This is a genomic window from Pseudomonas sp. HMSC067G02 (assembly GCF_001813485.1).
Lineage (GTDB): Bacteria > Pseudomonadota > Gammaproteobacteria > Pseudomonadales > Pseudomonadaceae > Pseudomonas > Pseudomonas aeruginosa.
In genome coordinates this window covers 78,385-105,363 of the sequence record NZ_KV812681.1, presented here as the reverse complement: position 1 = coordinate 105,363, position 26,979 = coordinate 78,385, and the positions used below count along the sequence as shown (strand labels likewise).

Genomic DNA, 26,979 nt, shown 5'->3' with positions numbered 1-26,979 from the left:
GAAAAATCCGCCGACTGTCCATTTCGCGACGATGACTGGCGCTTTTGCCGGCGCAGGCCGCCCGCGCCTGCCTTACCGTTCCCCGCTCTTTCAGACACGGGAGCAGGGCAATGCCGCTTGCCAGTCATCTGCGTTGCGTGGCGCTGGCGCTGGGGATCTCCACCGCGCTGGGCTGCGCGAACCGCAACCAACCCGCGCCACGCGCGGAAAGCCTCGACCCTGGCCTGTCGAGGGTGGCGGGAACCCGCGGCGACGCGCTGCCCGCCCAGTGGTGGACGCTCTACCAGGACCCTGGGCTGAACCACCTGGTGGCCGCCGCGCTGCGCCACAACCGCGACCTGGCCGCAGCCGATGCCCATGCCCGCGCGCTCCTCGGCCATCTGCGCGGCGCACAGGGCGAACGCTGGCCACGGACCGAGGTCGGCTATGGCTACCAGTATGGGCGCGACGGCGACGACCAGACCCTCGCCGAAGCCACCGACGAGGACGTACGCAGCCAGTGGAAACACACCGCCCGCCTCGACCTGTCCTACCAGTTGGACCTGTGGGGCGAAGTCCGCGCCCGCATCGCCGCGGCGAAGGCGGATGCCGAAGCGGCGCAAGCGGCGCGCGACCTGCTCAGGGTCAGCGTGGCCAGCCAGACCACCCTCGCCTACGTCCGCGCCTGCGCCCTGGCGCGACGGGCAGAGGTACAACGCCGATCGGTCGGTCTGCTCGACGCGAGCCTGGCGCTGAGCGAACGCCAGCTCGCCGCCGGCCTTTCCAGCGAGCTGCAGCGACGCCGGCTGCTGGCCTTGCGCGAGCGGACCCGCGCCGCGCTGCCGATGCTCGAGGCGCGGCGGCGCGCGGCACTCTACGAACTGGCGCTGCTCAGCGGGCGCTCGCCGCGCCAGTTGGACGCTCCCGCCGCGACCTGCGCCGGCATACCGCAACTGCGCCGTGCCCTGCCCACCGGCGACGGCTGGAGCCTGCTGGCGCGCCGCCCGGACGTCCGCGCGGCCGAGCGCCGGCTCGCCGCCGCCGACGCCCGGCGCGCGCTGGCCGAAGCCGAGCTGTACCCGCGCATCAGCTTCGCCGTCGGCGCCGAAACCTCCGCAGTGACCCTCGCCGGCCTCGGCGGCAGCGGCGCGCTGGCCTACGCGGCCGGTCCTCTGCTGAGCTGGCGCTTCCCCAACCGGGAAAGCGCGCGAGGCCGCCTGGACAGCGCAGCGGCAGAGCGCGACGCCGCTCTGGCGCGCTTCGACGGAGCGGTGCTCGGCGCCCTGCGCGAGGTCGAGCGTGCCTTGGCGCTGTATGCCGGCGAGCGCCAGCGGCGTGCCGACCTCCAGCGTGCCCTCGACGAGCAGCGCCACGCCTACCGGTTGGCGCGCAGCAACTATCGCGCCGGCGCCCTCGATGCCCTCGAGCTGCTCGACAGTCAACGCAGCCTGGTCGCCGACAGGGCGCGCCTGGTCGACGCCGAGATGCGCGTCGCCGAGCGCCAGGTCGAACTGTTCCGGGCTCTCGGCGGCGGCTGGCAAGCCGCTCCCAGCCCCTCCCACCAGGATAACGGACAATGAACCAGGCAATCAGGGAACCCATCGAACACACCACTGGCGAAACCATGCCACCAGTCACGCGCCGGCGCCGAACCTGGCTGCTGGGCGGCCTCGCCGGCGCCATCGCGCTCGCCGCCCTGCTGGCCTGGTGGTGGAGCAGCGGACGCTTCCTGGAGGGCACCGACGATGCCTATGTACGCGCCGACTGGGTGGCGGTCAGCGCGCAGGTCTCCGGCTACGTCGCCGAGGTGCTGGTGGCCGACGACGCCGACGTCCAGGCCGGCGACCTGCTGCTGCGCCTGGACCCGCGCGACTTCCGCCAGCGCCTGCGCGCCGCCGAGGCCCGCGAAGCGGCGGCGCAGGCGGCGCTGGAAGCCCAGCGCGCGAAGCTGGAGACCCTCGATCGGCAACTGCTGGAGCAGGTGCAGACGATCAGCCGCGCCCGCGCCGATGGCGAAGCGGCGCGAGCCGAATGGCGCCGCGCCGAGACCGACTGGCGACGCTACCGGCAATTGGCCGACGAGCATGCCACCAGTCGCCAGCGCCTGGAGAATGCCGACGCGGCGCACCAGCGAGCGCGGGCGGCGGCGCGGCGGGCAAGCGCCGAGGAAGGCCGCCAGCGCGCCGCCAGGGACGTACTGAAGAGCCGGCGACGCGAGGCGGAGGCGGCGCTCGCCCAGCGCCAGGCGGAGCTGCAGGAAGCCGCGGCGGCGCGCGAACTGGCGCGCCACGCCCTGGACGATACCGAAATCCGCGCCCCATTCGCCGGCCGCGTCGGCCAGCGCAAGGTGCGCCTGCGCCAGTACGTCACGCCGGGGCTGCCGCTGCTGGCGGTGGTGCCGCTGGAGCAGGCCTACGTGGTGGCCAACTACAAGGAGACCCAGCTCGAACGCATCCGCCCCGGGCAACCGGTAGAGCTGGAGGTGGACACGTTCGGCCGCCGCTGGCGCGGCCGCGTCGACAGCGTGGCGCCGGCCTCCGGCGCGGTATTCGCGCTGCTGCCGCCGGACAACGCCACCGGCAACTTCACCAAGATCGTCCAGCGCTTCCCGGTGCGTATCCGCCTGGACGCCGACGCCGCCGAGCGGGGCCGGCTGCTTCCGGGGATGTCGGTGATCGCCACCGTGGACACTCGCGAACCGGACGGAGCCTCCGCCGATGAGCGCTGACGACAAGGTATCGCTGCGTGCCTGGGTCGCCGTCACCGGCGGCCTGTTCGGCTGCTTCATGGCCGGCATGAACGTGCACGTCACCAGCGCGGCGCTGCCGGAGATAGAAGGCGCGCTGGGAGCCACCTTCGAGGAGGGCTCGTGGATCTCCACCGCCTACCTGGTCGCGGAAATCAGCATGATCCCGCTCACCGCCTGGCTGGTGGAAGTGTTCTCCTTGCGCCGGGTGATGCTCCTCGGCTCGCTGGTGTTCCTGCTCAGTTCGCTGAGCTGCGCGCTGGCGCCGAACCTGTCGACGCTGATCCTGATCCGGGTGATCCAGGGGGCTTCGGGGGCGGTGCTGATCCCGCTGTCGATGCAACTGATCCTCACCGAGCTGCCGTCCAGCCGGATCCCCCTCGGCATGGCGCTGTTCAGCCTTTCCAACAGCGTGGCCCAGGCCGCCGGCCCGTCGATCGGCGGCTGGCTGGCGGATGCCTATTCCTGGCGCTGGATCTTTCTCCTGCAACTGTTGCCGGGGATCGCCCTGCTGGCTGCGGTGGCTTGGTCGATCCGCCCCCGCGACGGCAACCGCGAGCGCCTGCGCCAGGCCGACTGGCTCGGCATCGGTGCGATGGTCGCCGGCCTCGGCGCGCTGCAGATCGTGCTGGAGGAAGGTGGCCGCCGCGACTGGTTCGAGTCCGGCTTCATCCGCGCCTTCGCCGTCCTCGCCGTGCTCGCCCTGCTGCTCTTCGTGCAGCGCCAGCTATGGGGCGCGCGGCCGTTCATCAACCTGCGCCTGCTGGGCAGCTACAACTTCGGCGTGTCCAGCCTGGCGATGGCGGTGTTCGGCGCGGCGACCTTCGGCCTGGTGTTCCTGGTGCCCAACTACCTGTCCCAGTTGCAGGGTTTCAACGCCCGGCAGATCGGCGACAGCCTGATCCTCTACGGCCTCGTGCAACTGCTCCTGGCGCCGCTGCTGCCGCGCCTGATGCGCTGGCTGAACCCCAAGCTGCTGGTGGCCGGCGGCTTCGCGATCATGGCCCTGGGCTGCTGGATGGGCGCGCACCTGAACGCCGACGCGGGACGCAACGTGATCATCCCCTCCATCGTCGTGCGCGGCATCGGCCAGCCGCTGATCATGGTCGCGCTCTCGGTACTGGCGGTGAAGGGCCTGGACAAGGCCCAGGCCGGTTCGGCCTCGGCGCTGATCTCGATGCTGCGCAACCTCGGCGGCGCGATCGGCACCGCGCTGCTGACGCAACTGGTCTCGCTGCGCGAGCGCTTCCACTCCGAGCGGATCGGCGAGACCCTGACGATCTTCGACGGCGCCCTGCAGCAGCGTCTGGGCGGTGGCCAGGTGCGGATACAACTGCCGGAGCAGCAGCAGGCGCTGGCCCTGCTCGACCACGGGGTGCGCCAGCAGGCCTACCTGATGGCCTACTCCGACGCCTTCTACCTTTCCTGCGTGGCGCTCCTGGCCTGCGCCCTGGCCTCGCTGATGCTGCGCCAGAAGGACTGAACTCAGTCGCCCTCGGCCACCCCGTAGGCGGCGCCGCGGCCGAAATAGAGGCTCGGCGAAACGCCCAGGGTCCGGCGAAACATGGCGCTGAAGGCGCTCTGGCTGTCGTAGCCGAGGTCCAGTGCGACCTCGAGGATCGAGTGCCCTGCCGCCAGCGCATCGAGGCTGGCGAGCAGGCGCATGCGCCGCAGCCACTGGACGAAGCTGAGACCGGTTTCGCGCTGGAAGGCGCGGGTCAGGGTCCGCGGGCTGACGCCCAGGCGACGCGCGGCATCGCCCAGGCTCCAGTCGGCGGCCGGCTCGGCGCGCAGGCTGCGGCACAGCGCCGCCAGTTGCGGATCGACCGGCTGTGGGACGTGCAGGGCGAGGATCGGCAGCACCCGCAGTTCATCGAGGATCAGCTCCATCACCCGCTCGTCGCGGCCGCCCGGCGGGTAGTCCGGGGCGATCCGCATCGCCGCGACGATCAATTGCCGCAGCAACGGCGGCACGTCCACCACCCGGCAGTCCTGCGGTAGGTCGTGGCGCGCTTGCGGGGCGATGAACAAGGTACGCATGCGCACCTGGCCGGCGAAACGCAGGGCATGCTCGATACCGGCCGGCAACCAGACACCGCGTCCCGGCGGCACCACCCAGATGCCCTCGGCGGTGCCGACCGTGACCACCCCGCTGAGCGCATGGATCAATTGCGCGCGCGAATGCCGGTGCAGCTCGACGCACTCGCCGTGGAGATAATCCTGGGCATAGGCGAAGACCGGACGGGTGGAAGGCAGGTCGATCAGCATCGGGCGGGCCTTGGCGGGCAGTGGTGGCGCTGTCTTTTTACCAGCCGCGCCATGCTAACGACCAGACCCGGCGGAGCACGCCGGCGCTCGCCGCGACGCGGCGAGCGCGCTACCCTGGCCGCCCCGGCGTGGCGCGACTGCCTGGCGTATCCGCCGCGCCATCCCTCCCCAAGCACAGGAGCGAAACCAGCATGGCCTCTTACGCGGAACTGTTCGATATCGGAGAAGACTTCGCCGCCTTCGTCGGCCATGGCCTGGCCACGGAACAGGGCGCGGTCGCGCGGTTCCGGCAGAAGCTGGAAAGCGACGGGCTGCCGAGCGCGCTGACGGAACGCCTGCAACGCATCGAACGGCGCTATCGCCTGCTGGTCGCCGGGGAAATGTGGTGCCCGGACTGCCAGATCAGCCTGGCCGCGCTGGACTTCGCGCAGCGCCTGCAACCGAACATCGAGCTGGCGATCATTTCCAAGGGCCGCGCCGAGGACGACCTGCGCCAGCGCCTGGCGCTGGAGCGAATCCCGATTCCGCTGGTACTGGTGCTGGACGAGGAGTTCAACCTGCTCGGACGCTTCGTCGAACGGCCGCAGGCGGTGCTCGACGGCGGTCCGCAGGCGCTTGCGGCGTACAAGGCGGGCGACTACCTGGAGCACGCCATCGGCGACGTCCTGGCGATCATCGAAGGCGCGGCGCGCTGAGACAGCGCCTGCGCCCGCTTCTCAGTGCCGCGAACAACCCGCGCCAAGGCCTCGGTACTGCAAGCGATGTAGGCGTCCGGCGCTGTCGCGGTAGAGCATCACCAGCGGCACCACGCCACAGGTGGCCGGCACCGGCGTGACGGAAAGCACCCGCTCGATGTCCAGCGGCATGCCGTAGTCGTAGCGCTCGATCGGCGGCAACTCTTTCCCGTCGTCGTCCGCCGCCTGGACCTGGGACGAGCAGGACAGCAGCAAGGCCAGCAAGAACGAGGTTTTCATGAGGTCTTTTCTCCATGCTGCGCCCCGTCGGACAAGACGCTTTGCGAATAGGCCCGGAGCAACCAGGCGAGGTCGGTGAGGATCGCGGCCAGGCGCCACTCGCCGGCGGCCGCCAGGCGGGCGCCGGCACGGCGTGCGTGCCGCACGGCGAGCGGCGGATCGCGATGGCGGACGGCGATGGCTCGCAGTGCGCGCTCGATCCACCGCGCCTCCGCGGCGGCCGGGTCGAGCCCGGCCAGGGCGCGCCACAGGCGCCGCGACTCGCGGCCGAGTTGCAGGGATACGAAGCCCAGGCGCAGGGCCAGCGCGCTGCGCGGATGTTCCATGCCATGCAACGCGCCCAGCTGGGCGATGCGATGCTGCTGGCGGGCCTGCCATGCATGCGCGTCGAAACCGGCGCGACGACGCAGCAAGGCGAGGGTCTCGCGGCGCAGATGGTCGAGCAGCGACGCCGAATGCCGTTCCAGGTCCTTCGGCAGCAGGCGGTAGACCAGCAGGCTGATGCAGAGCGCCAGCACCCAGGCGCAGGACTGGTTGGCGAAGTCGCCGAAATCGAAGCGGGCGAGATTGCCGGTGGCGACCAGGGTATTGAAGGCGATCAGGTAGGCGATTCCCTGCAACGCCCGCCTGGGCACTGTGGTGGCCTGGATACCGAACGACCAGAAGAAGGCGAGGCACAGCAGCAGCAATGGAAAACCGTTGATCAGCGGTAGCAGAAGGAATTTGCAGAGCAATGCGGCAGGTATCGCGTAGAGCGTGCCGCGAATGAAATTGCGCGTGCCCTCGGCGGGAAAGGGCGAGGCTGCCAGCAGCGTGCAGTAGGGGCCGAGCACCGCCAGCAGGGTCGGCCCCTGGTCCCACCCGCTGAGGAACCACAGGGCGCCGCCGACCAGCATCGCCAGCCAGGCTCGCGCGCCGTTGCGCAAGGCCTCGCGGTAATGTCGATGGAAGGCCGCTGGGCGGACGTCGGCGCGGGCCCGGCCGTCGAGCCGGGCGAACCCCCGCAGGGCGGCCTGCAGGTCATCCAGTTGCTCGTCGAGACGCTCCATGAACAGCCCTTCGCGACAGGCATCCGCTTGGTCTGTCGGAAGTCCGCGCCGAATCGCCGCCAGGCGACCGCGCAAGCTCGCGAGCCGTCGCGCGGCGCCGGCGAAGTCGAGCTCGCCGCGCTCCAGTTGGCCGCCCAGCAGGCACAGGTCGTCGGCCATCGGCAGCGCCAGTCCACGCTCCGCCAAGCGCCGGGCCCAATGCGTCTCGCCGGCGAAGCGGAACTCCATCAGCGTGGAAAACAGCGCCGCCAGGCCACCGCGGATCGCCGGGAGCGCAGCGCTCAGCGCCCGCGACTCGGCGCGACCGACGCCCAGCAGGTCGTCTACCGCGTAGACCTCGCCGGCCAGCGTCCGGCGACGGCGCTCCAGTTCCCCGTCAGCCGCACCGGCATGCCGCGCAGCGACCAGCGCCAGCGTCGCCGCGCAGAGCGAGACGAGACGCTGGCGCACCCGCCCGGACACGGTCCTGCGGCTGAAGAGCACGGTCACCAAGCTCAGGCAGCAGACCCCGACGATTACCGCCGAGGCGCGGGTGACGATGTGCTCGAAGGCCGCCTCGGGCTCGACCATGGCCGGTCCCAGCGCCAGGCACACGGTGTAGCCGGCGACCACCGCGGCGGTGGCGTAGAAGTGCCGGACCAGGCTCATGACGCCGACGCAGAGACCCAGCCAGAAACCCAGGGCGACGACGAACAGCAGCATCTTCTGGGCGAACAGCGCGGTCAGGACGAAGGCAGCGAGCGTGCCGACCAGGGTACCCACGGCGCGCCACCAGCCCTTGCCGACCACCGCCCCCTGCACCGGATTGATCAGCAACAGCACAGTGGACGCCGCGGAAAACGGCGAATCCAGTTGCAGGTAGAGTCCCAGGCCGAGCGCCAGAGCGGCAGCGCCGATGCTGCGCAGCACGTAGCCCAGGCTGTCGGTCCGCCAGGGCAACGGCAACGCCGCGTACCAATCGCGCCCGCCGGACGCCGACGCCGCCATCAAAGGTACTCCTGCAACCAGCGGGTCAGCCGCCAGTGCCGCGCGGTCCCCGCCTGCAGCACCTCGACACTGCCGGTCATGCCGGCGGCAAGCACCACGCCCGCCGGTACCCGGTCGAGTTCGATGCGCACCGGCACGCGCTGCGCCAGGCGTATCCAGCTGAAGTTCGGGCTGACCTGCGGCAGGCCGCTGTCGGCACGGCTTTCGTTGAGGTCGGCGACACCGCGACCGATGCTCGCGACATGGCCGTCGAGCAGCGGATCGAACCCCATCAGCTTGATCGTCGCCGGCGCGCCGACCTGTACATTGCGCAGCTTGGTTTCCTCGAAATAGCCGGTGACCCAGAAGCTTCGCCGATCGACGATGAAGATGTTGGTCCGGCCCGCCGCCGCGTAATCGCCGGGCTGCACGCGCAACTGCGTCACATAGCCGTCCACCGGCGAGCGCAACTCGCTGCGCCGCAGGTCCAGCCGCGCCTGGTCGAGCGCCGCCCCGGCGGCCTCGGCGCGGGCGCGGGCGATACGCAGGGCGCGACCGGCGTTGGCGACCTCCTCGCGCGAAACCGCGCCGGCCAACTGCATGCGTCGGCGCCATTGCTCGTCACGTTGGCGCAGGGTTTCCCGCGCCTGCTCCAGCTCCGCCTCGCGCTGACGCACGGCCAGGCGATAGCTGCGCGGATCGATGCGGTACAGCGGATCGCCGCGGGCCACCCGCTGGTTATCTGCGACGAACACCGCCTCGACGCTGCCGGAGACTTCCGGCGCGATGCGGATCACCTGCGCGCTGACCCGCCCGTCGCGGGTCCAGGGCGCCAGCACGTAGGCTTGCCACAACTGCAACGCCAGGCACAGGGCGAGCAGGCCGCAGGCGAAGGTCGCAGCCACCTTGGAAAGACGAACGATGGACATGGGGACCTCGGCTCAGAACTTCAGCACCAGCGCGGACAGCACGATGAACGACAGGAAGAAACGCAGCAGGCCGGGATGCCAGGCGCATTCCAGCCAGCGCCAGGCGAGGCGCTCCAGCAGCAGGTAGAGCGGCATCGCCAGGCACAGGTAGAGGAACAATGGCGGCACGTAGAGGCCGGAAACGGAGACTTCGCTCAGCATGCAGGGCACCAGGGTATCGAGGGCGCGGAGCGGTCGGCCGCTCCTGTCGGGTTGACGAGCACAGGCTACGGGTCGTGGCGATTTGCAAATATCGACTACTCAGCCAGAAAATAATCGAATTCGGACAACCCGCAGGACCTGCCGTGAGCCGTGAACCGCAGACCTACCTCGCCCAACGCTTCGATCCCGACGCGCTCGGCCAGCCGGCCCTGGCCCTGCAGCTGGAGGCCCGGCACAACGACACCGAGGTGCCGGTGCACCGGCATCGCAAGGGCCAGCTGGTGGTGGCCTGCCGCGGCGGCATCACCTGCACGGTGCCCGATGGCCTGTGGATGGTGCCGGCCGGGTTCGGCGTGTGGATTCCCGGCGGCATCGCCCACAGCAACCGGGTCACCGCCAACGGCAAGGTCTGCTTCCTCTTCGTCGAGCCCGGGGCGGCACGCCTGCCGAGCGACTGCTGCACCCTGGCCCTGTCGCCGCTGGTCCTCGAACTGATCCTGCACCTGAGCGCGCAACCGCAGGACTATCCGCACGACGGCCCGCTCGCACGTCTCGCCGGGGTGCTGCTGGAACTCCTGGAACAGGCGCCGACCGAACAGCTCTACCTGCCGCTGCCGGACAACCGCGGCCTGCGCCGCATCGCCGACGAACTGACCCGCGCCCCCGGCGACCGCGCCAGCATGGCCGAATGGGCCAGGCGAGTAGCGATGAGCGAGCGGTCCCTGGCGCGGATGGTGCGCCGGGAGACCGGCATGACCTTCGGCCAGTGGCGCCAGCAATTGCAGATCATCATCGCCCTGCAGCAACTGTCCGCCGGCGTTTCGGTGCAACGCACCGCCGAGATCCTCGGCTACGAGTCGGTCAGCTCGTTCATCGGCATGTTCCGCAAGGCGCTCGGCAGCCCCCCGGCCCGCTACGTGCGCGACAGCATGCGGCGGCCAGCCGACTGAACGGAGGTCGACGGAACGGCCTTGCAGTTCGTCAGCTGTTCTCCCCCGAGGCTGGCACTCGAAGGCACTTCTGGGAATAATGCCGCCCTTTTTTCTCCAGGAGGATCAGATGGTTACGCACTTCTTGAGCGAATCCGGCCAGGCAGCCTGCGGGCGCGGCGACAGCAACGTGAACGGCTCGAGCGACGTCGGCCAGGTCAGTTGCAAGACCTGCCGGCGCACCAACGCCTTCGCCCAGGCCCAGGAAAACGCCGCTCCGGCCAGTGCCCCTGTCACCCCCACCGCCGCTGCGGCAGTGATCGACAAGGCCGCGCCGCGGCCGAAAGCCGAGGCCAGGCCCGCCGCCGCGCAGCACCGGGATCGCGATGCCGCCCGCAAGGCCTGGCAGGCGCGTCTCAACGAATTGTCCGGGAAGAACCGCATGCCGCGCTCGCGGCGCCGCGCGCAAGCCTATCTCTGAGCGGTAGCGGTACTTCGCGGCGGATGTCCGCACGCGGTCATATCCGTCCTGCCCAGCACAACCGCGCGTCCCCTCATCAGGCCAGGCCCTGCGCCTCCGCCAGGGCCAGGCCGTCGAGGGCGCCGGCGAGCATGTCCGGCAGATGGCGCGGGTCGTCGGCCAACTCGGCCAACTCCGACAGCCGATGCGCCGCCGTCAGCAAGGCGATCCGCCGACGCTCCAGGCGCCGGCCGCTGAAGCGCTCGTAGGCGGCGACGATGCGCTCGGTGAGGTCGGCATCGATGAAGGTGGAATAGATGAACTCCTGGTGCAGCGGACCGATGCCCGCGTCGGCGAAGTCGTAGACACCGTTCAGCCGCCCGGCCTCGCTATCGAATGCCATGTTCCAGCCATGGCCGTCGAAGAAGCCGAAGATCGAACCCAGCGGATCGGCAGGCAGCTTGGCGTATTCCCGCACCAAGCGCTCCGCGCGTTCGCGCCAGGCCGCAGGCAGTAGCGGCAAGGCGCGCCTGCGCATCGCCGCGGGCGACTCCCAGGGACGCACCGGTAAGGCTCCAACCGCCCGCATGCGCGCCGGTTGCAGCCGATGCAGCTCGGCGTAGAAGCGCCCCAGCGCATCGCCGACCGCCTGCCGTGCGGGTTCGTCCAGGCGCCGATAGTCCTCGCCCAGGAGGTAACCGCCAGGCAGTTTTTCGTGGCGGGAAAACAGCGGCGGTCCCGCAAACACCTGCGGCGCCGGCACCGCCAGGCTCACCGCCGGACGCACCAGGCGTAGCACGGCGGCCTCGCGCAGCAGCGCCGCCTCGGCCTCCGCGCCGCGCGGAAACTTGAACACCCAGCGCCCTCCGACCTCCACCGCCGTGGAATGCCAGCCCGAGGCCAGGATGGCGAAAGTGGCGTCCACCAGCTCCGGACAGGCCGCCACTATCGCCCGGCGATATTCCTCCAGGGCACGCGGTTCCTTCACCGACGACTCCGCGCGACCATCGCCACGATCGCCTCGTACAGTTCCCGCCGCGCCTCTTCCGGGGCGATCTCTTCGGTGGCGGCCGCGTGCGACAGCGCTTCGGCGGCGCCGATCATTGCGCGCAGAGCGGCGACGGTCAGCCGTCCGCCGCCGGCGAAGGGCTCCAGCACGGCGCGGCACTTGTCCATGAAGAGAACCTCGTAGTCGCGCTTGATCCGCTCCAGCTCCGGCGAGCTGGCGAGGGCCGCGACCACCCCGGGAATCTCCCGTCCTTGTTGCATCACGCAGTCGACATAGGCGCGGGCGATGACGTCAGCGCGCCCCTTCAGGGTCGCCTCGCTCGCTTCCAGGGCAGCCTCCATCAGCGCCGTCTGGCGCAGGTCGTAATCCTGGTAGAGCGCCGCCAGGAGGCCGGCGCGGGTGCCGAAGTGGTCATAGACCACCGGCTTGGTCACCCCGGCCTGCTCGGCCAGGCGTCCGAGGGTCAGCGCCTCGGTACCTTCTTCGCGGACCAGCCGCCAGGCCACCTCGAGCAACTGGCGCTGGCGCTCGTCGCGGGACAGGCGGCGGCGTGGCGACGGGTCGTCTGGGGAGTGCATTGACATAGATAACCTACTAAAAGTAACTTACTAAAGGTAACCTACAGAAGGTAGGTTTTACCCAGACTATCGACTTGCCCCCCTTCCCGCAATTCCCGGAGGAATTCGCCCATGCATGCCCTGATCGTCGTCGCTCATCATCATCCCCGCTCTCTCACCCACGCCCTCGCCGCGCGCATCGCCGAAGGCGTGGTCCGCGCCGGTCATTCCGCGGAAACCGCCGACCTGGCTGCGGAAGGCTTCGAGCCGCGCTTCAGCCTGGCCGACCACGCCGTGCATCGCGGCCAGGCGTCGCCTCCCGCCGACGTCCTCGCCGAGCAGGCGCGCATCGATCGCGCCGATACCCTGGTGCTGGTCTACCCGATCTACTGGTGGTCGATGCCGGCCCTGCTCAAGGGCTGGATCGATCGCGTGTTCTCCAATGGCTGGGCCTTCGACTACAGCATCGGCGGCGACCTGCGGAAAAAGCTGCAGCGCCTGCGCGTGGTGCTGGTCGGTGTCGGCGGCGCCGATGCCGGCACCTTCGAGCGGCACGGCTACGCCGGGGCGATGCGCACCCAGATCGACCATGGCATCTTCGATTACTGCGGCGCACGGGTGGTCCGTTCCGAACTGTTGCTGGAGTCGGAGAGCGCCGATCCAGCCGCGCACCTGGAGCAGGCTCGGCGAATCGGCGCCGAGCTGTTCGCCAGCGCCCGGCGGCCGACGCCGGCCTGAGCCCGCCGCAGGCGACTCAGGCACGTGACATGTGCTTGGTCACGCAATGGATGCCGCCGCCTCCGGCGGCGATGGGATCGATGTTCAGCTGGACGATGTCCCGCCCCGGATACAGGCGGCCCAGCAATTCCCCGCAGTGGCGATCGGCGCTGGCGTCGCCGAACTGCGGGGCAATCACCGCACCGTTGATCGGCAGGTAGTTGATGTAGCCGGCGGCGAAGTCCGGGTTGTTTCGCGAGTAGTCGCGGCGCGGCTTCAGGGGCGGCGACAGGGTATGCACCTGCAGAGCGCGACCGTCGGCGTCGGTGGCTGTGCGCAGGATCTCCAGGTGTTCGCGGGTCACGGCGTAGTCGTAGGAGTCCGGGTCGTTGTCGAGATTGGCGATGACCACGCCCGGCCTGACGAAGCGCGCATAGAAGTCGACATGCGCATCGGTGATGTCCCTGCCGCGGATACCCGGCAGCCAGACGATCTTGCGCAGGCCGAGCAGGGCTTTCAATTCGGCCTCGACCTGGCCCTTGTCCATGCCGGGGTTGCGATTGTCGTTGAGCCAGCAACTTTCGGTGAGGATCGCCGTGCCACGCCCGTCCACTTCGATGCCGCCGCCCTCGCCGGTCAGTTGGCTGGCGATGTAGCGGACCTCCAGTCGCTCGCTTAGCACGCCGGCGACGCGGCTATCGTTGCCGGCCTGCTGCTTGCCGCCCCAGCCGTTGAAGTTGAAATCCACCAGGCCCGCTTCGCCCTCCCCGTTCAGCACGAAGCAGCCGCCGTAGTCGCGGACCCAGATATCGTCCAGCGGCAACGCCAGGTAGTCGATGTTGGCGCCGCCGCATGCGCGGCGCGCCGCGGCCTCCTGCGCGGGCCGGCAGAGCAGCGTGACCGGCTGGTAGCGGGCGATGGTCCTGGCCAGCAGGGCGACGCTGCGATTCACGTCCTCGGCCAGGTCCTTCCAGATCGACGGGGACGCGGCATAGGCAAGGAACACCCGTTCCTGCGGCAGGTGCTCGTCGGGCATGTGCCAGTGATCGGCCGCCGCCGCCTGTCCACGCGGCGAGCCGAACTCCAGGCCGAGCGTGAGGGCGGCACCGAGGCCGGCGCTGGCGCCGAGTCGCTGGAGGAAATGTCTGCGGGTCATCATTTCGGGTCCTCGGGAACGGGATCGGAACGGGTGGTCTTGAAGGTAGTCCAGGCGCGCATCCGCGCCCGCATGTCGCGCTGCGGGATGTCCTGGCCGGGAAACAGCCGGGCGTAGGTCGCCGCGTCCGGATAGATGTCCGGGTTGTCGCGCATGTCGGCGGATACCAGGGCCCGCGCCCCGGCGCTGGAGGTCGGGTAGCCGGTAGCGCTGCTGATCGCGGCCATGTTCTGCGGGCGCATGATGAAGTTGATCAACGCATAGGCATATTCCGGGTGCTGCGCGTCGACCGGAATCGCCATGCTGTCCATCCACAGAGACGTGCCTTCGCGCGGCACCCGGTAGACGAAGCGCAGTGCCTTGCCGGCTTCGTCGGCGGCGCGCTGGGCCTGGATCGCATCGCCGCTGTAGCCCAGCGACAGGCAGATCTCCTCGTTCACCAGTTGCGCCACCGGCTGCGACTGGAACTTGCGAATGTAGGGCTTGATGCGCTGCAGCAAGGCCAGCGCGGCGGCCAGGTCCTGCGGCTTGCCGCTGCGCGGATCGCGCCCCAGGTAATGCAGGGCCAGCGCCAGCACTTCGTCCGGCGAGTCGATCAGGGAAATCCCGCAGTCGGCGAATCTCGCCGCCAATTCCGGCTTGAACAGCAGGTCGAGGCTGTCCAGCGGAGCGTCGGCCAGGCGCCGTTCGATCTGCTCGCGGTTGAAGGTCAGGCCGATGGTGCCCCAGGTGTAGGGCACGGCGGCGTCGCGCGAACGCGCGTAGCGGGCTTGCAGTTCGCGCAGGCCCGGCTCGATCTCGTCGAGATGCTCCAGGCGCCGGGGGTCGAGCTTCTGCAGGGCGCCGGCGCGCATCAGCCGCTCGGCCACGGTATCGCCGGGAAAGATAAGGTCGTAGCCGCTGTTCCCCGACATCAACTTGGCCTCGAGGGTCTCGCTGCTGTCCATCACGTCATAGACCACGCGGATGCCGGTTTCCCGGGTGAACGCGGCGAGGGTATCGGGCGCGAAGTAGTCGGCCCAGTTATACAGGCGCAGCACTTTCTCTTCCGCCTGGGCCACGGCCAGGCCCAGGAGCAGCGCGGCGAGCAGCGGTCGCGCGGAACGTTTCATGGGGACACCTCCCAGGCGTGTCGGCTGGCCGGGTCACGCCCGTCCAGGCTCATCAGCGGGCCATACAGCTCTGGCCGCCGGTCACGATAGACACCCCAGGCCAGGCGTTCTTCGCCTATCGCATCGAGGTCGAGGCCACAGACCAGCACCGCCTCCTCGTCGCGGCCGGCCGCGGCGAGCAAGGCACCCTTGTGGTCGGCGATGAAGGACGAACCGTAGAACCGCATGGCCAGCGCCGGGTCGCCGCAAGCGACCTCGCGGCCGATCCGGTTGGCAGCCACCAGCGGTACCAGGTTGGCGGCGGCCTGGCCGCGCTGGGCGATCTGCCAGTGATCGCGGGAATCCAGCTGCGCGGCGCCAGGCTCGGAGCCGATGGCGGTAGGAAACAGCAGCACCTCGGCGCCCAGCAGCGCCAGGCAGCGCGCGGTCTCGGGAAACCACTGGTCCCAGCAGATGCCGACGCCGATACGGCCGACCGCGGTGTCCCAGACGCGAAAGCCGCTATCCCCCGGACTGAAATATTCCTTTTCCTGGTAGCCGATGGCGTTGGGGACGTGGGCCTTGCGGTAGACGCCGAGCAACCGGCCATCGGCGTCGGCCACCGCCAGCGAGTTGAAGCGCGCGTTGCCGGCGCGCTCGTACCAGCTGAGCGGCAGGACTACGCCAAGCTCCCGCGCCAGGCTGGAAAAGCGCGCCAGCACCCGGCTGCCACGGAAGGTTTCGGCGAGGCGCAGATGGCGATGGTCCTGCTCGATGCAGAAGTACGGGGTGGCGAACAGCTCCTGCAACAGGACCAGTTGCGCGCCCCGGGCAGCCGCTTCGCGGACCAGGCGCTCGGCGCGGTCGAGATTGTCGTCGAGACTCCAGCTACAGGCGAACTGGGTAGTGGCCAGGGTCAGGTGGCGCATCGCTCACCTCCGCGCCGGCCAGGCCGGCTGCTGCTGGGTGATGCAATGCACGCCGCCGCCGCCGTGGGCCAGGTGGTCGATGCGCACCGGCACCACCTCGCGAGCGGGGAAGGCCCGGGCCAGGGTCGCGGCGGCCGCGTCGTCGGCGGCGACACCGTAGGCCGGCATGATGATCGCGCCATTGGCGATATAGAAATTGGTGTAGGAGGCACAGAACACCCCCTCCTCCGGAGCCACTTCGCCGGCATCGAACAGTTCGATCAGCTCGAAACGCCGACCGCGGGCGTCGAGCGCCAGCTCCAGGGCGCGACGGTTCTCCCGCACCACCTCGGCGTAGGCGGAGGTGGTGTCGCGGGTGGCGTCCAGCAACAACGCGCCGGGCCGGGCGAAGGCACAGACGCCGTCGACATGGCCATCGGTCATGTCGCCTGTGACCCGGTCGGGATCGCCGGGCAACCAGATGGTCCTGGTCACGCCGAGCAGGCGGGCGAACAATGCCTCGATCTCGGCCTTGCTCAGGCCAGGGTTGCGATTGGCATTGAGCAGCACGGACTCGGTGGTGATCAGCGTGCCCTCGCCGTCCACGTGGATGGCCCCGCCCTCGTTGGCCAGCGGCACGCCGAAACACTCCAGGCCGAGGCCATCGAGAATCCGCCGCGCCAGGCTGGCGTCCTGCGCGTAGGCGGACTTTCCACCCCAGGCGTTGAAACGCCAGCTGACACCGGCCAACCCGAGTTGCGGATGGCAGACGAAACTCGGTCCGGAATCGCGGCACCAACTGTCATCGATGGCCAGCTCGATGAGTTCGACATTGCCCGCGCACAGCTCCCCGGCCCTGTCCAGCGCGGCGGGGTCGACCACCAGTTTCACCGGTTCGAAACGCGCGATGGCGTTGGCCACTGCGGCGAAGTCCTGTTGTACGTCCGCCAGGCTCACGCCCCATTCGGACTCCCAGAGCATCCGATTGTGCGGAAAAGCCATCCAGGTGGCGGCATGGGGAGTCCATTCGGCGGGCATGCGCCAGCCTGTGTCGAGCGTATTCATGGGTCGGCTTCCAGTAAGTATTTTTTATCTGGCGGAATAGGCGTGGATTGCCTGAAGAGATGCTATGGCTAGGCATCAGGCTCAACAAACGATAAATTCTGCGCAAACCTAATTAGCCCGGCTTATCAGCAATGCTCAAACACTGGCCCCCACTGAATGCCCTTCGTGGCTTCGAAGCCGCCGCCCGCCTCGGCAGCTTCCACAAGGCCGCCGAGGAGCTGCACCTCACCCAGTCGGCGATCAGCCAGCAGATCCGCAGCCTGGAAGGCTATCTCGAGCAACCGCTGTTCTTTCGCAACGGACGCAAGGTGAGCCTGACCGACGCTGGCTTCGATCTGCTCAGCACCACCCAGTCCCTGCTCCAGCAACTGGCCGCGGGGGTCCGTCGCCTCGACCAGTACCGCAAGCCCAACCAACTGGTGGTCAATACCACCCCGGCCTTCGCCCGCCACTGGCTGGTGCCGCACCTGGGCGATTTCCATCGCCGTCACCCACAGGTGGACCTCTGGCTATTGACCACCGACGAGGTACCCGAGATGGCCAGCCAGACCATCGACGTAGCCATCCGCGACGACCTTTGCGCCCAGGCCGAATGCAGCTTTCGCTCGCTCCTCGAAGACCGCCTCTACCCCGCCTGCCATCCCGACCTGCTGGCGCTGCCGGCGGAACGGCGCGGCACCCTGCACGGCGAGCGCGAAATGGACTGGAGCCACTGGCAGGTACAGGGCGGCGCGGACGTTGGCCAACGCAGTGCCGGCCTGAACTTCTCCGACCCCGGACTGCTGCTGGAGGCCGCCACCCAGGGCCTCGGCATCGCGCTGGTCAGCCAGTTGCTGGCCGCACCCGCGCGAGCCGCCGGACAGTTGGTCGCGCTCTGCGAACAGAATGTCCGCGGGCCCGAATGGGCCTGGCTGGTGCACCGCGACAGCGAACGCAACAGCCTGACCCGGGCATTCTGCCAATGGCTGGAAGAAACCATTGGCGGAGCATCGCGCACAGCCCCTGGACGGCGCGGATAACGCTCACTCCAGGTGCATGGCGAAACCGACCCGCTGCGGGGTGAGTTCGTCGCGCAGGTCAGCGCCGGGATCAGGTGGTCGCCGCCGTTCTGCCGGCGGAACGGGATCGGCGCGCAGCGCTGCAGGTCATCGAGGCGCCGGCCGCGCCGTTCGATCCGACGCAGTCGCGGCATACCTGGCGCGTCGCCGCCACCGACTACGCCGAGTCGGCGATCCTCCTGCCGATCCTCGCCAGTCTTCGCCGCCAGGCGCCGGGCAGCCGCCTGGCGGTGCTGGACCTGGCGCCGGCGCGAATCGTCAGGCAGGCGGAACGCGGCGATACGCTTCGGTCGTCGCCGCGGTTTGACGCACCGTCGCGCTTTGCCCAAGCTAGCGGGCTTCGATCCACCACCAGGAAGTCCTTGGCGTGAAGTTTCCGTTCCATCCCTGGCGCCGCCTGCTGCTCTGCGCGCTCCCTTTCGCCGCCCTGCTGACCGCATGCGACGACGGCAAGAAAGAGCCCCCGCCCAAACCCGCCGAAGTCACCACCTACAACAGCGTGCCCTGGGACGCCCTGCCGGCCACCAGCGACGCCGACCTGCTCGCCGGCTTCAATGCCTGGCGCTCGGCCTGCGCGCGGCTGGCCAAGGACCCGGTATGGGGCGAGCCCTGTGCGAGCGCCACGACGGTCGCCGCCGATCCGACGGCGGTGCGCGCGTTCCTCCAGGAGCGGATGCAGGTCTATAGCCTGCGTTCCTCCAGCAACGGCGACCAGGGCCTGATCACCGGCTACTACGAACCGGTCTACCACGGCAGCCTGAGCCAGGGCGAAAAAACCCCGGTGCCGGTCTACGGCGTACCGGACGACCTGGTGGTGGTCGCGCTGGAAAGCGTCTACCCGGAACTCAAGGGCAAGCGCCTGCGCGGACGCCTGGAAGGCCGGGTGCTGAAACCCTACGACGACGCCGCGACGATCCGCGACAACGGCTCCAGCGCGCCGGTGCTCGCCTGGCTGGGCGACCCGATGGACCTGCAGTTCCTGCAGATCCAGGGTTCCGGGCGCATCCAGCTGGAAGACGGCCGGCAACTGCGCATCGGCTACGGCGACCAGAATGGCCACCCGTACAAGCCGGTCGGCCGCTGGCTGGTCGAGCAGGGCCTGGTGCCGAAGGAAGAGATCAGCATGAAGCGCATCCGCGACTGGGCCGAGGCCAATCCGCAGCGGGTCTCCGAACTGCTGGCGAGCAATCCCAGCTTCGTGTTCTTCAGCCTGCGCCCGGACAGCGACGAAGGTCCGCGCGGCTCGCTGAACGTACCGCTGACCGACGGCTACAGCGTAGCCATCGACCGCAAGGTGATTCCGCTGGGCAGCCTGATGTGGCTGTCCACCACCCGCCCTGACGACGGCAGCGCGGTGGTCCGTCCGGTGGCGGCCCAGGATACCGGCGGGGCCATCGTCGGCGAGGTCCGCGCCGATCTGTTCTGGGGCACCGGCGACGCCGCCGGCGAACTCGCCGGACACATGAAGCAGCCGGGACGGCTCTGGCTGCTATGGCCCAAGGGCGCGCCGCTGCCCGCCTCCTGAAAACCTCCGGCCGGTGCCTACGCACCCGGCCGGGACGGCTGGCCAACGCAACGCCAGCGAGCGCCCGACACCGCCGACCAGCATCGACGGCGCCGGGCGCGCTTGCGGCAGCAACCATTCAAGCGATGAATGACGCCGCAGAATCTTCTGTGATGATCGCCGCGCCAGCCGGACCTCCGCGCCTCGCCGCAGCGGCCAGGCCCCCCGACACCACTTGTCCGTGCTACCCCCGGCAGGCGTAGCCGCGGCAGCCTGCCTCGGCAAAAAGCCATCAGCCGGCGCGCTTCGAAACCCCTCATACCGCCCTTTCGCCAACTACCAATTCTCATAGTTGTGAGGGGAAATTTGTATCTTATTTTAAATACCCACGAAACATATAAAAACACACACAGCGAAACACTTCGGAAACCCAACGCAAGGTGGAAGTGCAATGCGTGACCGTGAATCCATTCTCATCGCTTTTCTCTCTTTCCTGACGATAAGACTGCATGGCAGCAGTTGACTGCCCTTGAGTCGACGGCACTCCGTATTTCCATAACGTTTTTTCCGGGCAAGGCGCCTCGACGCTTGCCGCTCGCGTGAGCGAGCCGGTGGGCGGCGGACGACTGGCAGTTCCCGGGAAGACTCGGCCGCTGTCCTCACGAAAAACCAAAAACCCTTCATTTAGCCGAAGAAGCCGGCAGATGGACTCATTTTTTCAAAAAAAAGGCGATTGCCAGAATGTCCCAGAACTCCCTGCTCGACCTGTACGCGCACCCAACGGTGGTGGCCCGCTTCAGCGAAATGGCAGCGCTTCATCCCCATCGCGAAGCCATCAGGGACCGTTTCGGAAGTGTCGACTATCGGCAACTCCTGCATAGCGCCGAACAACTTTCAGACTATCTTCTCGAGCATTATCCGCAGCCGGGAGTTTGTCTTGGAGTGTACGGCGAATATTCTCGGGAAAGCATTGTCTGCCTGCTCGCCATACTATTATCCGGCCATCACTACTTATATATAGACCTGAAACAACCGGCGGCCTGGAATGCAGAGTTGTGCCGGCAGGTCGACTGCCGCCTGATCCTCGACTGCTCGACCACGCCGACGCCCGCCAACGGTCTTCCCTGCGTCCCGGTCAGGCACCTGCCTGCCGCTCCAGCCTCGGTCGCCCGGCCATGCTTCGCGGCGGACCAGATCGCCTACATCAACTTCTCCTCGGGCACCACCGGCCGCCCGAAAGCCATCGCCTGCACCCACGCCGGCATTACCCGTCTGTGCCTGGGCCAGTCGTTCCTCGCGTTCGCTCCGCAGATGCGCTTCCTGGTCAACTCGCCGCTGTCCTTCGATGCGGCGACCCTGGAGATCTGGGGCGCGCTGCTCAACGGCGGCTGCTGCGTGCTGAACGACCTCGGCCCCCTCGACCCGGGCGTGCTGCGCCGGCTGATCGACGAGCGCGGAGCCGACAGCGCCTGGCTCACCGCCTCGCTGTTCAACACCCTGGTGGACCTCGACCCGGACTGCCTCGGCGGCCTTCGCCAGTTGCTCACCGGCGGCGACATCCTCTCGGTGCCGCACGTGCGCCGGGCGCTGCTGCGGCATCCGCGACTGCACCTGGTGAATGGCTACGGACCGACGGAGAACACCACCTTCACCTGCTGCCATGTCGTCACCAACGACGACCTCGAGGAAGACGACATCCCCATCGGCAAGGCCATCGCCGGCACCGCGGTGCTCCTGCTCGACGAGCACGGACAGGAGATCGCCGAGCCCGACCGGGCCGGGGAGATCGTCGCCTTCGGCGCCGGCCTGGCGCGGGGTTATCGGAACGATGCGACGCGCACCCGCGCCAGCTTCGTCGAGTTGCCCTATCGCGGCCGCCTGCTGCGTGCCTACCGTACCGGCGACCGCGCTCGCTACGACGAGCAGGGTCGGCTGCGCTTCATCGGCCGCGGCGATGGTCAGGTCAAGCTGAACGGCTATCGCCTCGACCTCCCCGCCCTGGAACAGCGCTTGCGCCGCCAGCCGGGCATCCTCGACTGCGCCCTGCTGGTCCGCGAGCGCAACGGCGTCAAGCAACTGCTCTGCGCCTGGACGGGAAAAGCCGACGCCAGCCCGCAGGCCCTGCTCCGCCAACTGCCCACCTGGCAGCGCCCGCATGCCTGCGTCCGGGTCGAGGCCTTGCCCTTGACGGCGCACGGCAAGCTGGACCGCGCCGCCCTGCTGCGCCGCCTGGAAGAACCGCTGGAGCGCTGCGCCAGCGCGCTCGATCCCGACCAACGCGGCTGCGCGCAGCTGTGGAGCGAATTGCTGGGTTGCGAGGTCGGCGCCGCCGACCAGGATTTCTTCCTCTGCGGCGGCAACTCGTTGCTCGCCCTGCAACTGGTCGCCCTCTGTCAATCGGCGGGTGCGGGAGCAAACCTGGGACTCGCCGACTTGCAGGCAAACTCGCGCCTCGACCAGTTCAGCCGTCTCCTGCGCAGCCACGGCCTGGCGCCGGAGCGTCTGCTGGAACGGGCGGCGACGCCGGAGCAGCCGCTGGTGCTGTCGAGGAGCGCGGCATGAACGTCGGTCTCTCCGCGGAGGTGCGCTACCACTGGTTCCGCGAGCACCTGGTGGTGGTCGGCGATTGGCACCGCCTGTCCCCCTCCGAGCGCGACCGCCTGCGGCACCAACCGATGCCGGATGAGGCCGCGCAGTCCTTGCGCGTCGACCTGTCGCCCTGGTCCTGCGGGATGGTCTTCAGCGAGCTGCTCGGCGCCGACCTGACCCGCTTCGGCCTCTGCTACCTGGCTCCGGCCGAGGTGCCGGCATCCGACCTGACGCGCCTGGGTCGGCGCCTGCGCGAAGAGTTCCCGTTGCTCGACAGCCAGGTGGACAGCGGCGCGGAAGGTTTCGAACTGGTCGTCCACGGGCAGCCCGAGGAGAGCCCGGCGCTGGAAGTCGGCCCCTTCGCCGACGAAGACGCGCTCATCGCAGCGCTGCTGCAACGCCCGCATTCCCTGTTCGAGCGCGGCCTGCTGCGGTTGTTCCACGGGCGCTGCGGAGGACGTGCGCGCTGGGGCGTCTGGCTGCATCACCTGGTCGCCGACGCCGACTTCGCCAGCGTGCTGCTGGCCCGCCTGGCCGTGCTCAACGCCGACCCCACGACCGAAGCGGCGGCCCCCGAGTTCGGCTTCCTCCAGCAGCAATGGCGCCTGGAGCGCCAGCTGCGGGAGCGCAGGACCAGGCTGGAAGACTACTGGAGCGAGCGCGGCGAGGCGTTCCGTGAACTGGCGAGCCTGCCATGGGCGGAGCGCGCCAGCCATTGCGAGGATTTCCGCTTGGCCGCCACGCCAGGAGACGGCGAAGCCGCCCTGCTGACCCGGCTCGCCTGCGCCCTGGCTCTCGCCCTGGCCAGCCAGGGCGCCACCGGCAAGGTCCTGGCGCTGACCCCGGTCAGCCTGCGCAGTCGCCGAGGCACGGCGGTTTCCGGTTGCTGGCTGAACCTGGTGCCGCTGCTGCTGGACGCCGCGACCGCCGAGGACACCTTCGAACGACACAGGCTCGAGGCCTTCGAGCACAGCCTGCTGCCGGCAGAGGCCATCGCCGAACGGGCCGGACTGCGCTATGCCGACGCCCAGGTGATGATCAATGTCATCGACCAGCCGTTCCGCAGCGCCGGGTTCATCCACCGGCCGACGCTGAAGAGCCGCCTGCCGCTGACCCTGACCCTGGTCCGGCGCGACGACGGCGGCTGGGACGCCAGCCTGGCCAGCCGCTTCGGCCGCGAACGGACCCTGGCGCTGGCGGCGGCCATGGCCGAGGCGCTGCGCCCATGCTGATCCTGCTGCCTGACTTCATCGGCCACCCGAGCTGCTTCCGCGGGCTGCTGGCACGCCTCGGCGCAACGGACTGCCGGCCGGTCGACTACCACCGGCTGGATGCCTACGCCAGCATCGAAGCCCTCGCCAGCCAGGTACTCGACGGCCTGGCGGAAGAACCGGACTGGCTGATCGGCTATTCCTTCGGCGGCCTGGTCGGCTACGAGATGGCCCGCCAGTTGCCGGCCAGCCGCCTGCTGATGATCGACAGCCACCTGCCCTGGCCGGCCCTGCGGCGAATGCCGCCGAGCGAGCAATACCAGCGCTGGCTGAGCGCCGAGATGCGCGAATGGATCGCCCTGATGAGCGAGCTTGGCGAACTGCGCGAAGAGGTCCTGCTGCGCAATGTCGAGCTGTTCGGCCGCTGGCAGCCCCGCCATCGCCTCGCCCGCGCCAGCTGGGTGCGCTGCCGGGACGACGCCGGCCGCGACCCGGCCGCCGAACGCTGGTGCGACCTGATCGAGCAGCTCGACACCTTCCCCTGCGAGCGTCCGCACCACCTGGCCCTGCAGGACCCGGCGGTGATCGATTTCATCGTCCACACCGTCAGCAAGGAGTCCGTCCAATGAAACACTATCGGCAGGTGGTATCCCCGCAATTGCGCCAACAGGCGCTGGACTGGATCCTCGCCGCGGCGCAGCGGCCGGACCCGGCGCTGGAACCGGAATTCGACATCGCCGACGACGAGCGCCGCGAGGCGAAGAAAGTGCGCAACCTGCACCGCCACGATCCGCTCTTCTGGGACGACTGGTTCGCCCGTTCCGGGCTCGACGCGCTGGTCCGCGACCATCTGCGCAAGCCGCGCCTGCTGCGCCACGCGGCGTTCATCAAGCGCCATGCCGACGAGTCCTACATCCCGCTGCACCAGGACATCGCGCTGTGGGAGAAGCGCTACGAAAGCGCGCAGACCTTCTGGGTCGCCCTGACCCCATCGCGGAACGACAACGGCGGGATGTTCTATTACCCCGACGACCGCACCATCTTCCCCCACGAGTTCGACCTCGCCTACCCGATGTTCAAGTGCATCGACCTCCAGGCCAACGGCATTTCCCGCGAGCAACTGGTGGATGCCGAGCTGGACGCCGGCGACGTCCTGGTCTGGCCCGCCCGCACCGCACATGGCAGCCACAACAACCGCAGCGGCGAGCTGCGCATCGGCATGCCGATCGTCTTCGTCGACGACGACGAATTCCACCAACTGAATCGAGAGGACAGCATGAAAACCTGGATCGCTTCCAACCTGAAAAGCGTGTTCCCGGACGAGGCAATCACCGAGGACAACCTCGACCACTATCTTCCGCAGCTGTGCGACTACTCGCTGAAGATGGTCACCTTCCTCGCCCGTTTCTCCCGCCAGTTCGGCCATGCGCCGAAGATCCACGACTTCATCAGGGAGCCGCGGCTGGCGACGCTGTCGGCCTCGGACGCGGGAGCGAGACGATGATCCGGGTCATCGACTGCACCCTGCGCGAGGGGTGCCAGGCCCGCCAGTGCAGCTTCGACAGCGCGCAGTCGGTCCAGCTGGCGAGGGAAATCGCGGCGCTGGGGGTGGATATGATCGAGTGCGGCCACCCGCGGATTTCCGCGGACGAACGCGAGCGGGTACGCGCCGTGGTGGCGGCGGTTTCCACGCCGGTGCTGGCCCACGCCCGGGCGCGCCGGGAGGATATCGACGCGGTGCTGGAAACCGGTGCGCAGTGGGTCGGGCTGTTCGCCTCGATCAACGCGATTTCGCTGGAAACCAAGTTCAAGGGCATGAACCGCGAGGAGGTGCTCGAACTGTTCCACGACGCGATCCGCTACGCCCGCGAACGCGGCCTGCGGGTCCGGGCCACGGTGGAAGACGCCGCGCGCACCTCGGTCAGCGACCTGGTCAGCATGATCGCCACCGCGCGCGACGCCGGCGCCGATCGCATCTGCTTCGCCGACAGCGTGGGCATCCTGCTGCCGGACGAGACCTTCGACGTGCTCTCGCTGCTGCGCCACGAGTTCCCCGACGTGGTCTTCGAGTACCACGTGCACAACGACCGCGGCCTGGCCCTGGGCAACACCCTGGCGGCGATCCAGGCCGGGGTCCAGTGGCACTCGGCGAGCTGCAACGGGATCGGCGAACGCGCCGGGATCACCGATACCTTCCAGTTGCTGACCCTGCTGCACACCAAGTTCGCCGCCGACCGCTTCAACCTGAAGAACGTCCTCGCGGTCTCCGAGCTGGTCGAGGCGCACAGCCGGATCAAGCGTTCGCCGATGCACCCGGTGGTCGGCGAGAACGCCTTCGTCCATGTCGCCCGCCTGCACCAGTTGGCCATGCAGGAAAACCAGGACGCCTACAGCGCCTTCGATCCGGAACTGATCAACGGCCGCGTCTCGCTGCAACGCTACACGCCGATGCACCGCCAATCCCTGTTCCTCACGCCTTTCGAGAAGTCCGCCAGCGAACTGAAGTACCACCGCCACGGCCCCGGCAAGCGCTTCGTCATGCTCGACCGGCGCCTGCTCGACGGCTCGCCGTTCTACTTCATCGCCCGCCAGTTCCACGACGTCGGCGACGGCGGGCCGGGCCACGTCGACAGCCACGTGCACAACTGCGACTCGGTGTTCCTGTTCCTCGGCAGCGACGAGGACTACCGCGGCCTGGAGGTGGAAGTCCTGCTAGGCGGCCAGCTGCGCCGTTTGCAGAGCCCGGCCAGCGTGTTCATCCCCGCCGGCGTCGAGCACAGCTACCGCTACCTCGGCGGCAGCGGCACCTACATCAATTTCGTCCACAAGGGCGATTACCACGAGAGCCTACTGGAGATTACCCAATGAAGCAGTTCGACAAGCACGCAGACGCCTACAACGTGGTCCGCGGCAAGATCGCCTATCCGGATTCGCTCTACCGCAACCTCGCCGAACGCGCCCCGGCACGCGAAGCGGCGCTGGACATCGGCTGCGGCAACGGCGTCTCGACCGTCCGCCTGCAACCCTGGTTCCGCTACGTGGAAGGCAGCGACCTGGGCGAGGCGCTGATCGCCAAGGCCCGCGAGAACTACCCGGAGATCCGCTTCAGCGTGTCGCCGGCGGAAACCTTCGCGCCGCAACGCCGCTTCGACCTGGTCACCAGCGCCACCTCCTTCTACTGGATGGACCGCAAGCAGGTGCTGACGCGCATGGCCGACTGGCTGACCCCCGGCGGGCTGTTCTGCGCCTACAAGTACGACTTCCCGATCGCCTACGGGCCGCTGCGCGACTTCATCGAGCACGAACTGGTGAACAAGTGGGCCAAACACCGCGACCCGCGCCTGACCCGCTATGACGACACCCTGGAGATCATGGGCAGTTGCCCGCACCTGCGCGACTGCCGCCGCGAAGTGTTCGCCAACATCATCTTCCTCAGCCCGGAGGAGGTCGCGCTGTTCTTCCTCTCCACCAGCTACGTGACCCGCTACATCGAGCAGGAAGGCGGCGAAGACTACGCCGACCGCTTCATCGCCGCGGTGCGCGAGATCGAGAGCGCGCCGCAGGTGGCGGTGAACTTCGACATCCACGCCTTCACCGCGCTGAATCGCTGAGG

General features: G+C 68.9%; 26 protein-coding genes and 2 pseudogenes. 16 read left to right on the top strand and 12 right to left on the bottom strand.

Annotated elements, in window-relative coordinates; all coding sequences use genetic code 11:
- Nucleotides 1–110 precede the first annotated feature (110 nt).
- The 3 genes from HMPREF2914_RS15290 to HMPREF2914_RS15280 are packed head-to-tail and all read left to right on the top strand — an operon-like array spanning nucleotide 111 to nucleotide 4,208.
- A complete protein-coding gene (locus HMPREF2914_RS15290; RefSeq protein WP_023092081.1) occupies nucleotides 111–1,559 on the top strand; it encodes an efflux transporter outer membrane subunit in 1,449 nt (482 codons plus the stop codon).
- The gene (locus HMPREF2914_RS15285; protein WP_023092082.1) at nucleotides 1,556–2,707 is read left to right on the top strand and encodes an HlyD family secretion protein; all 1,152 of its coding nucleotides are present in this window, start codon (nucleotides 1,556–1,558) and stop codon (nucleotides 2,705–2,707) included. Before HMPREF2914_RS15290 ends, HMPREF2914_RS15285 begins: the two co-directional genes overlap by 4 nt.
- Nucleotides 2,697–4,208, top strand: coding sequence for an MDR family MFS transporter (locus tag HMPREF2914_RS15280; protein ID WP_023092083.1), 1,512 nt, complete (start codon nucleotides 2,697–2,699; stop codon nucleotides 4,206–4,208). The genes HMPREF2914_RS15285 and HMPREF2914_RS15280 overlap by 11 nt, the downstream gene beginning before the upstream one ends.
- Nucleotides 4,209–4,210: 2 nt before the next feature.
- Here the strand turns inward: HMPREF2914_RS15280 and HMPREF2914_RS15275 are convergent, their stop codons facing one another.
- Nucleotides 4,211–4,993, bottom strand: coding sequence for an AraC family transcriptional regulator (locus HMPREF2914_RS15275; RefSeq protein WP_023092084.1), 783 nt, complete (start codon nucleotides 4,991–4,993; stop codon nucleotides 4,211–4,213).
- 191 nt (nucleotides 4,994–5,184) lie between these two features.
- Here HMPREF2914_RS15275 and HMPREF2914_RS15270 point away from each other — a divergent pair, with 191 nt between their 5' ends.
- Complete coding sequence (locus HMPREF2914_RS15270) at nucleotides 5,185–5,688, top strand: thioredoxin family protein (protein WP_023092085.1); 504 nt, start codon at nucleotides 5,185–5,187, stop codon at nucleotides 5,686–5,688.
- Between the two features lie 21 nt (nucleotides 5,689–5,709).
- On the opposite strand, the gene HMPREF2914_RS15265 is transcribed toward HMPREF2914_RS15270, so the two are convergent.
- Genes HMPREF2914_RS15265 through HMPREF2914_RS15250 form a run of 4 tightly spaced genes read right to left on the bottom strand, consistent with a single transcriptional unit; the run spans nucleotide 5,710 to nucleotide 9,121 of the window.
- Entirely contained in the window at nucleotides 5,710–5,967 is a 258-nt protein-coding gene (locus HMPREF2914_RS15265; RefSeq protein ID WP_023092086.1) for a DUF2790 domain-containing protein, read from the bottom strand.
- Entirely contained in the window at nucleotides 5,964–8,003 is a 2,040-nt protein-coding gene (locus HMPREF2914_RS15260) for an FUSC family protein (RefSeq protein WP_023092087.1), read from the bottom strand. Before HMPREF2914_RS15260 ends, HMPREF2914_RS15265 begins: the two co-directional genes overlap by 4 nt.
- The gene (locus HMPREF2914_RS15255) at nucleotides 8,003–8,911 is read right to left on the bottom strand and encodes an efflux RND transporter periplasmic adaptor subunit (RefSeq protein WP_003112442.1); all 909 of its coding nucleotides are present in this window, start codon (nucleotides 8,909–8,911) and stop codon (nucleotides 8,003–8,005) included. Before HMPREF2914_RS15255 ends, HMPREF2914_RS15260 begins: the two co-directional genes overlap by 1 nt.
- A gap of 12 nt (nucleotides 8,912–8,923) precedes the next feature.
- A complete protein-coding gene (locus HMPREF2914_RS15250) occupies nucleotides 8,924–9,121 on the bottom strand; it encodes a DUF1656 domain-containing protein (protein WP_023436260.1) in 198 nt (65 codons plus the stop codon).
- 134 nt (nucleotides 9,122–9,255) lie between these two features.
- Between HMPREF2914_RS15250 and HMPREF2914_RS15245 the strand changes: the two genes are divergently transcribed.
- Together HMPREF2914_RS15245 and HMPREF2914_RS15240 are read left to right on the top strand one after the other, a co-directional pair.
- The gene (locus HMPREF2914_RS15245; RefSeq protein WP_003082516.1) at nucleotides 9,256–10,062 is read left to right on the top strand and encodes an AraC family transcriptional regulator; all 807 of its coding nucleotides are present in this window, start codon (nucleotides 9,256–9,258) and stop codon (nucleotides 10,060–10,062) included.
- Between the two features lie 109 nt (nucleotides 10,063–10,171).
- Nucleotides 10,172–10,522 carry a hypothetical protein gene (locus tag HMPREF2914_RS15240; protein WP_023092089.1) on the top strand — a complete coding sequence of 117 codons (351 nt, stop codon included), beginning with the start codon at nucleotides 10,172–10,174 and terminating at the stop codon, nucleotides 10,520–10,522.
- A gap of 76 nt (nucleotides 10,523–10,598) precedes the next feature.
- On the opposite strand, the gene HMPREF2914_RS15235 is transcribed toward HMPREF2914_RS15240, so the two are convergent.
- On the bottom strand, nucleotides 10,599–11,447 hold the full coding sequence (locus HMPREF2914_RS15235) for an aminoglycoside phosphotransferase family protein (protein WP_073668230.1): 849 nt from the start codon (nucleotides 11,445–11,447) through the stop codon (nucleotides 10,599–10,601).
- A 38-nt stretch (nucleotides 11,448–11,485) separates the two neighbouring features.
- A complete protein-coding gene (locus tag HMPREF2914_RS15230; RefSeq protein WP_023092091.1) occupies nucleotides 11,486–12,094 on the bottom strand; it encodes a TetR/AcrR family transcriptional regulator in 609 nt (202 codons plus the stop codon).
- Between the two features lie 105 nt (nucleotides 12,095–12,199).
- On the opposite strand from HMPREF2914_RS15230, the gene HMPREF2914_RS15225 reads away from it, so the two are divergent.
- Nucleotides 12,200–12,805 (top strand): NAD(P)H-dependent oxidoreductase, encoded by a 606-nt coding sequence (locus HMPREF2914_RS15225; protein WP_021264467.1) that lies wholly within the window; start codon nucleotides 12,200–12,202, stop codon nucleotides 12,803–12,805.
- Nucleotides 12,806–12,821: 16 nt separating this feature from the next.
- Here the strand turns inward: HMPREF2914_RS15225 and HMPREF2914_RS15220 are convergent, their stop codons facing one another.
- Genes HMPREF2914_RS15220 through HMPREF2914_RS15205 form a run of 4 tightly spaced genes read right to left on the bottom strand, consistent with a single transcriptional unit; the run spans nucleotide 12,822 to nucleotide 17,004 of the window.
- On the bottom strand, nucleotides 12,822–13,943 hold the full coding sequence (locus HMPREF2914_RS15220; protein ID WP_009315504.1) for an agmatine deiminase family protein: 1,122 nt from the start codon (nucleotides 13,941–13,943) through the stop codon (nucleotides 12,822–12,824).
- A complete protein-coding gene (locus HMPREF2914_RS15215; RefSeq protein ID WP_003086695.1) occupies nucleotides 13,940–15,052 on the bottom strand; it encodes an extracellular solute-binding protein in 1,113 nt (370 codons plus the stop codon). The genes HMPREF2914_RS15220 and HMPREF2914_RS15215 overlap by 4 nt, the downstream gene beginning before the upstream one ends.
- Nucleotides 15,049–15,960, bottom strand: a complete 912-nt coding sequence (gene aguB, locus HMPREF2914_RS15210; RefSeq protein WP_003086694.1) for an N-carbamoylputrescine amidase — start codon at nucleotides 15,958–15,960, stop codon at nucleotides 15,049–15,051. The genes HMPREF2914_RS15215 and aguB overlap by 4 nt, the downstream gene beginning before the upstream one ends.
- 3 nt (nucleotides 15,961–15,963) lie before the next feature.
- Nucleotides 15,964–17,004, bottom strand: a complete 1,041-nt coding sequence (locus HMPREF2914_RS15205) for an agmatine deiminase family protein (RefSeq protein WP_003086692.1) — start codon at nucleotides 17,002–17,004, stop codon at nucleotides 15,964–15,966.
- A 131-nt stretch (nucleotides 17,005–17,135) separates the two neighbouring features.
- Here HMPREF2914_RS15205 and HMPREF2914_RS15200 point away from each other — a divergent pair, with 131 nt between their 5' ends.
- Complete coding sequence (locus HMPREF2914_RS15200; protein WP_003133659.1) at nucleotides 17,136–18,023, top strand: LysR substrate-binding domain-containing protein; 888 nt, start codon at nucleotides 17,136–17,138, stop codon at nucleotides 18,021–18,023.
- A 3-nt stretch (nucleotides 18,024–18,026) separates the two neighbouring features.
- Here HMPREF2914_RS15200 and HMPREF2914_RS32980 read toward each other — a convergent pair.
- Nucleotides 18,027–18,175: pseudogene (locus HMPREF2914_RS32980) on the bottom strand (hypothetical protein); the annotation flags it as partial.
- Here HMPREF2914_RS32980 and HMPREF2914_RS32765 point away from each other — a divergent pair.
- The 8 genes and pseudogenes from HMPREF2914_RS32765 to HMPREF2914_RS15160 all read left to right on the top strand — a co-directional run.
- Nucleotides 18,158–18,343 (top strand): annotated as a pseudogene (locus HMPREF2914_RS32765) (LysR family transcriptional regulator); the annotation flags it as partial. The pseudogenes HMPREF2914_RS32980 and HMPREF2914_RS32765 overlap by 18 nt on opposite strands.
- An 86-nt stretch (nucleotides 18,344–18,429) precedes the next feature.
- Entirely contained in the window at nucleotides 18,430–19,587 is a 1,158-nt protein-coding gene (locus HMPREF2914_RS15190; RefSeq protein ID WP_003082509.1) for a murein transglycosylase A, read from the top strand.
- A 720-nt stretch (nucleotides 19,588–20,307) separates the two neighbouring features.
- Nucleotides 20,308–22,128, top strand: a complete 1,821-nt coding sequence (locus tag HMPREF2914_RS15185; protein ID WP_023092092.1) for a non-ribosomal peptide synthetase — start codon at nucleotides 20,308–20,310, stop codon at nucleotides 22,126–22,128.
- Nucleotides 22,125–23,387 (top strand): hypothetical protein, encoded by a 1,263-nt coding sequence (locus HMPREF2914_RS15180; RefSeq protein WP_022580205.1) that lies wholly within the window; start codon nucleotides 22,125–22,127, stop codon nucleotides 23,385–23,387. Before HMPREF2914_RS15185 ends, HMPREF2914_RS15180 begins: the two co-directional genes overlap by 4 nt.
- Entirely contained in the window at nucleotides 23,381–23,995 is a 615-nt protein-coding gene (locus HMPREF2914_RS15175) for an alpha/beta fold hydrolase (protein WP_003133668.1), read from the top strand. The genes HMPREF2914_RS15180 and HMPREF2914_RS15175 overlap by 7 nt, the downstream gene beginning before the upstream one ends.
- A complete protein-coding gene (locus HMPREF2914_RS15170) occupies nucleotides 23,992–24,870 on the top strand; it encodes a phytanoyl-CoA dioxygenase family protein (protein ID WP_003133670.1) in 879 nt (292 codons plus the stop codon). Before HMPREF2914_RS15175 ends, HMPREF2914_RS15170 begins: the two co-directional genes overlap by 4 nt.
- Nucleotides 24,867–26,234 (top strand): 2-isopropylmalate synthase, encoded by a 1,368-nt coding sequence (locus HMPREF2914_RS15165; protein WP_003086676.1) that lies wholly within the window; start codon nucleotides 24,867–24,869, stop codon nucleotides 26,232–26,234. Before HMPREF2914_RS15170 ends, HMPREF2914_RS15165 begins: the two co-directional genes overlap by 4 nt.
- Nucleotides 26,231–26,977 (top strand): class I SAM-dependent methyltransferase, encoded by a 747-nt coding sequence (locus HMPREF2914_RS15160; RefSeq protein ID WP_003112447.1) that lies wholly within the window; start codon nucleotides 26,231–26,233, stop codon nucleotides 26,975–26,977. Before HMPREF2914_RS15165 ends, HMPREF2914_RS15160 begins: the two co-directional genes overlap by 4 nt.
- Nucleotides 26,978–26,979 lie beyond the last annotated feature (2 nt).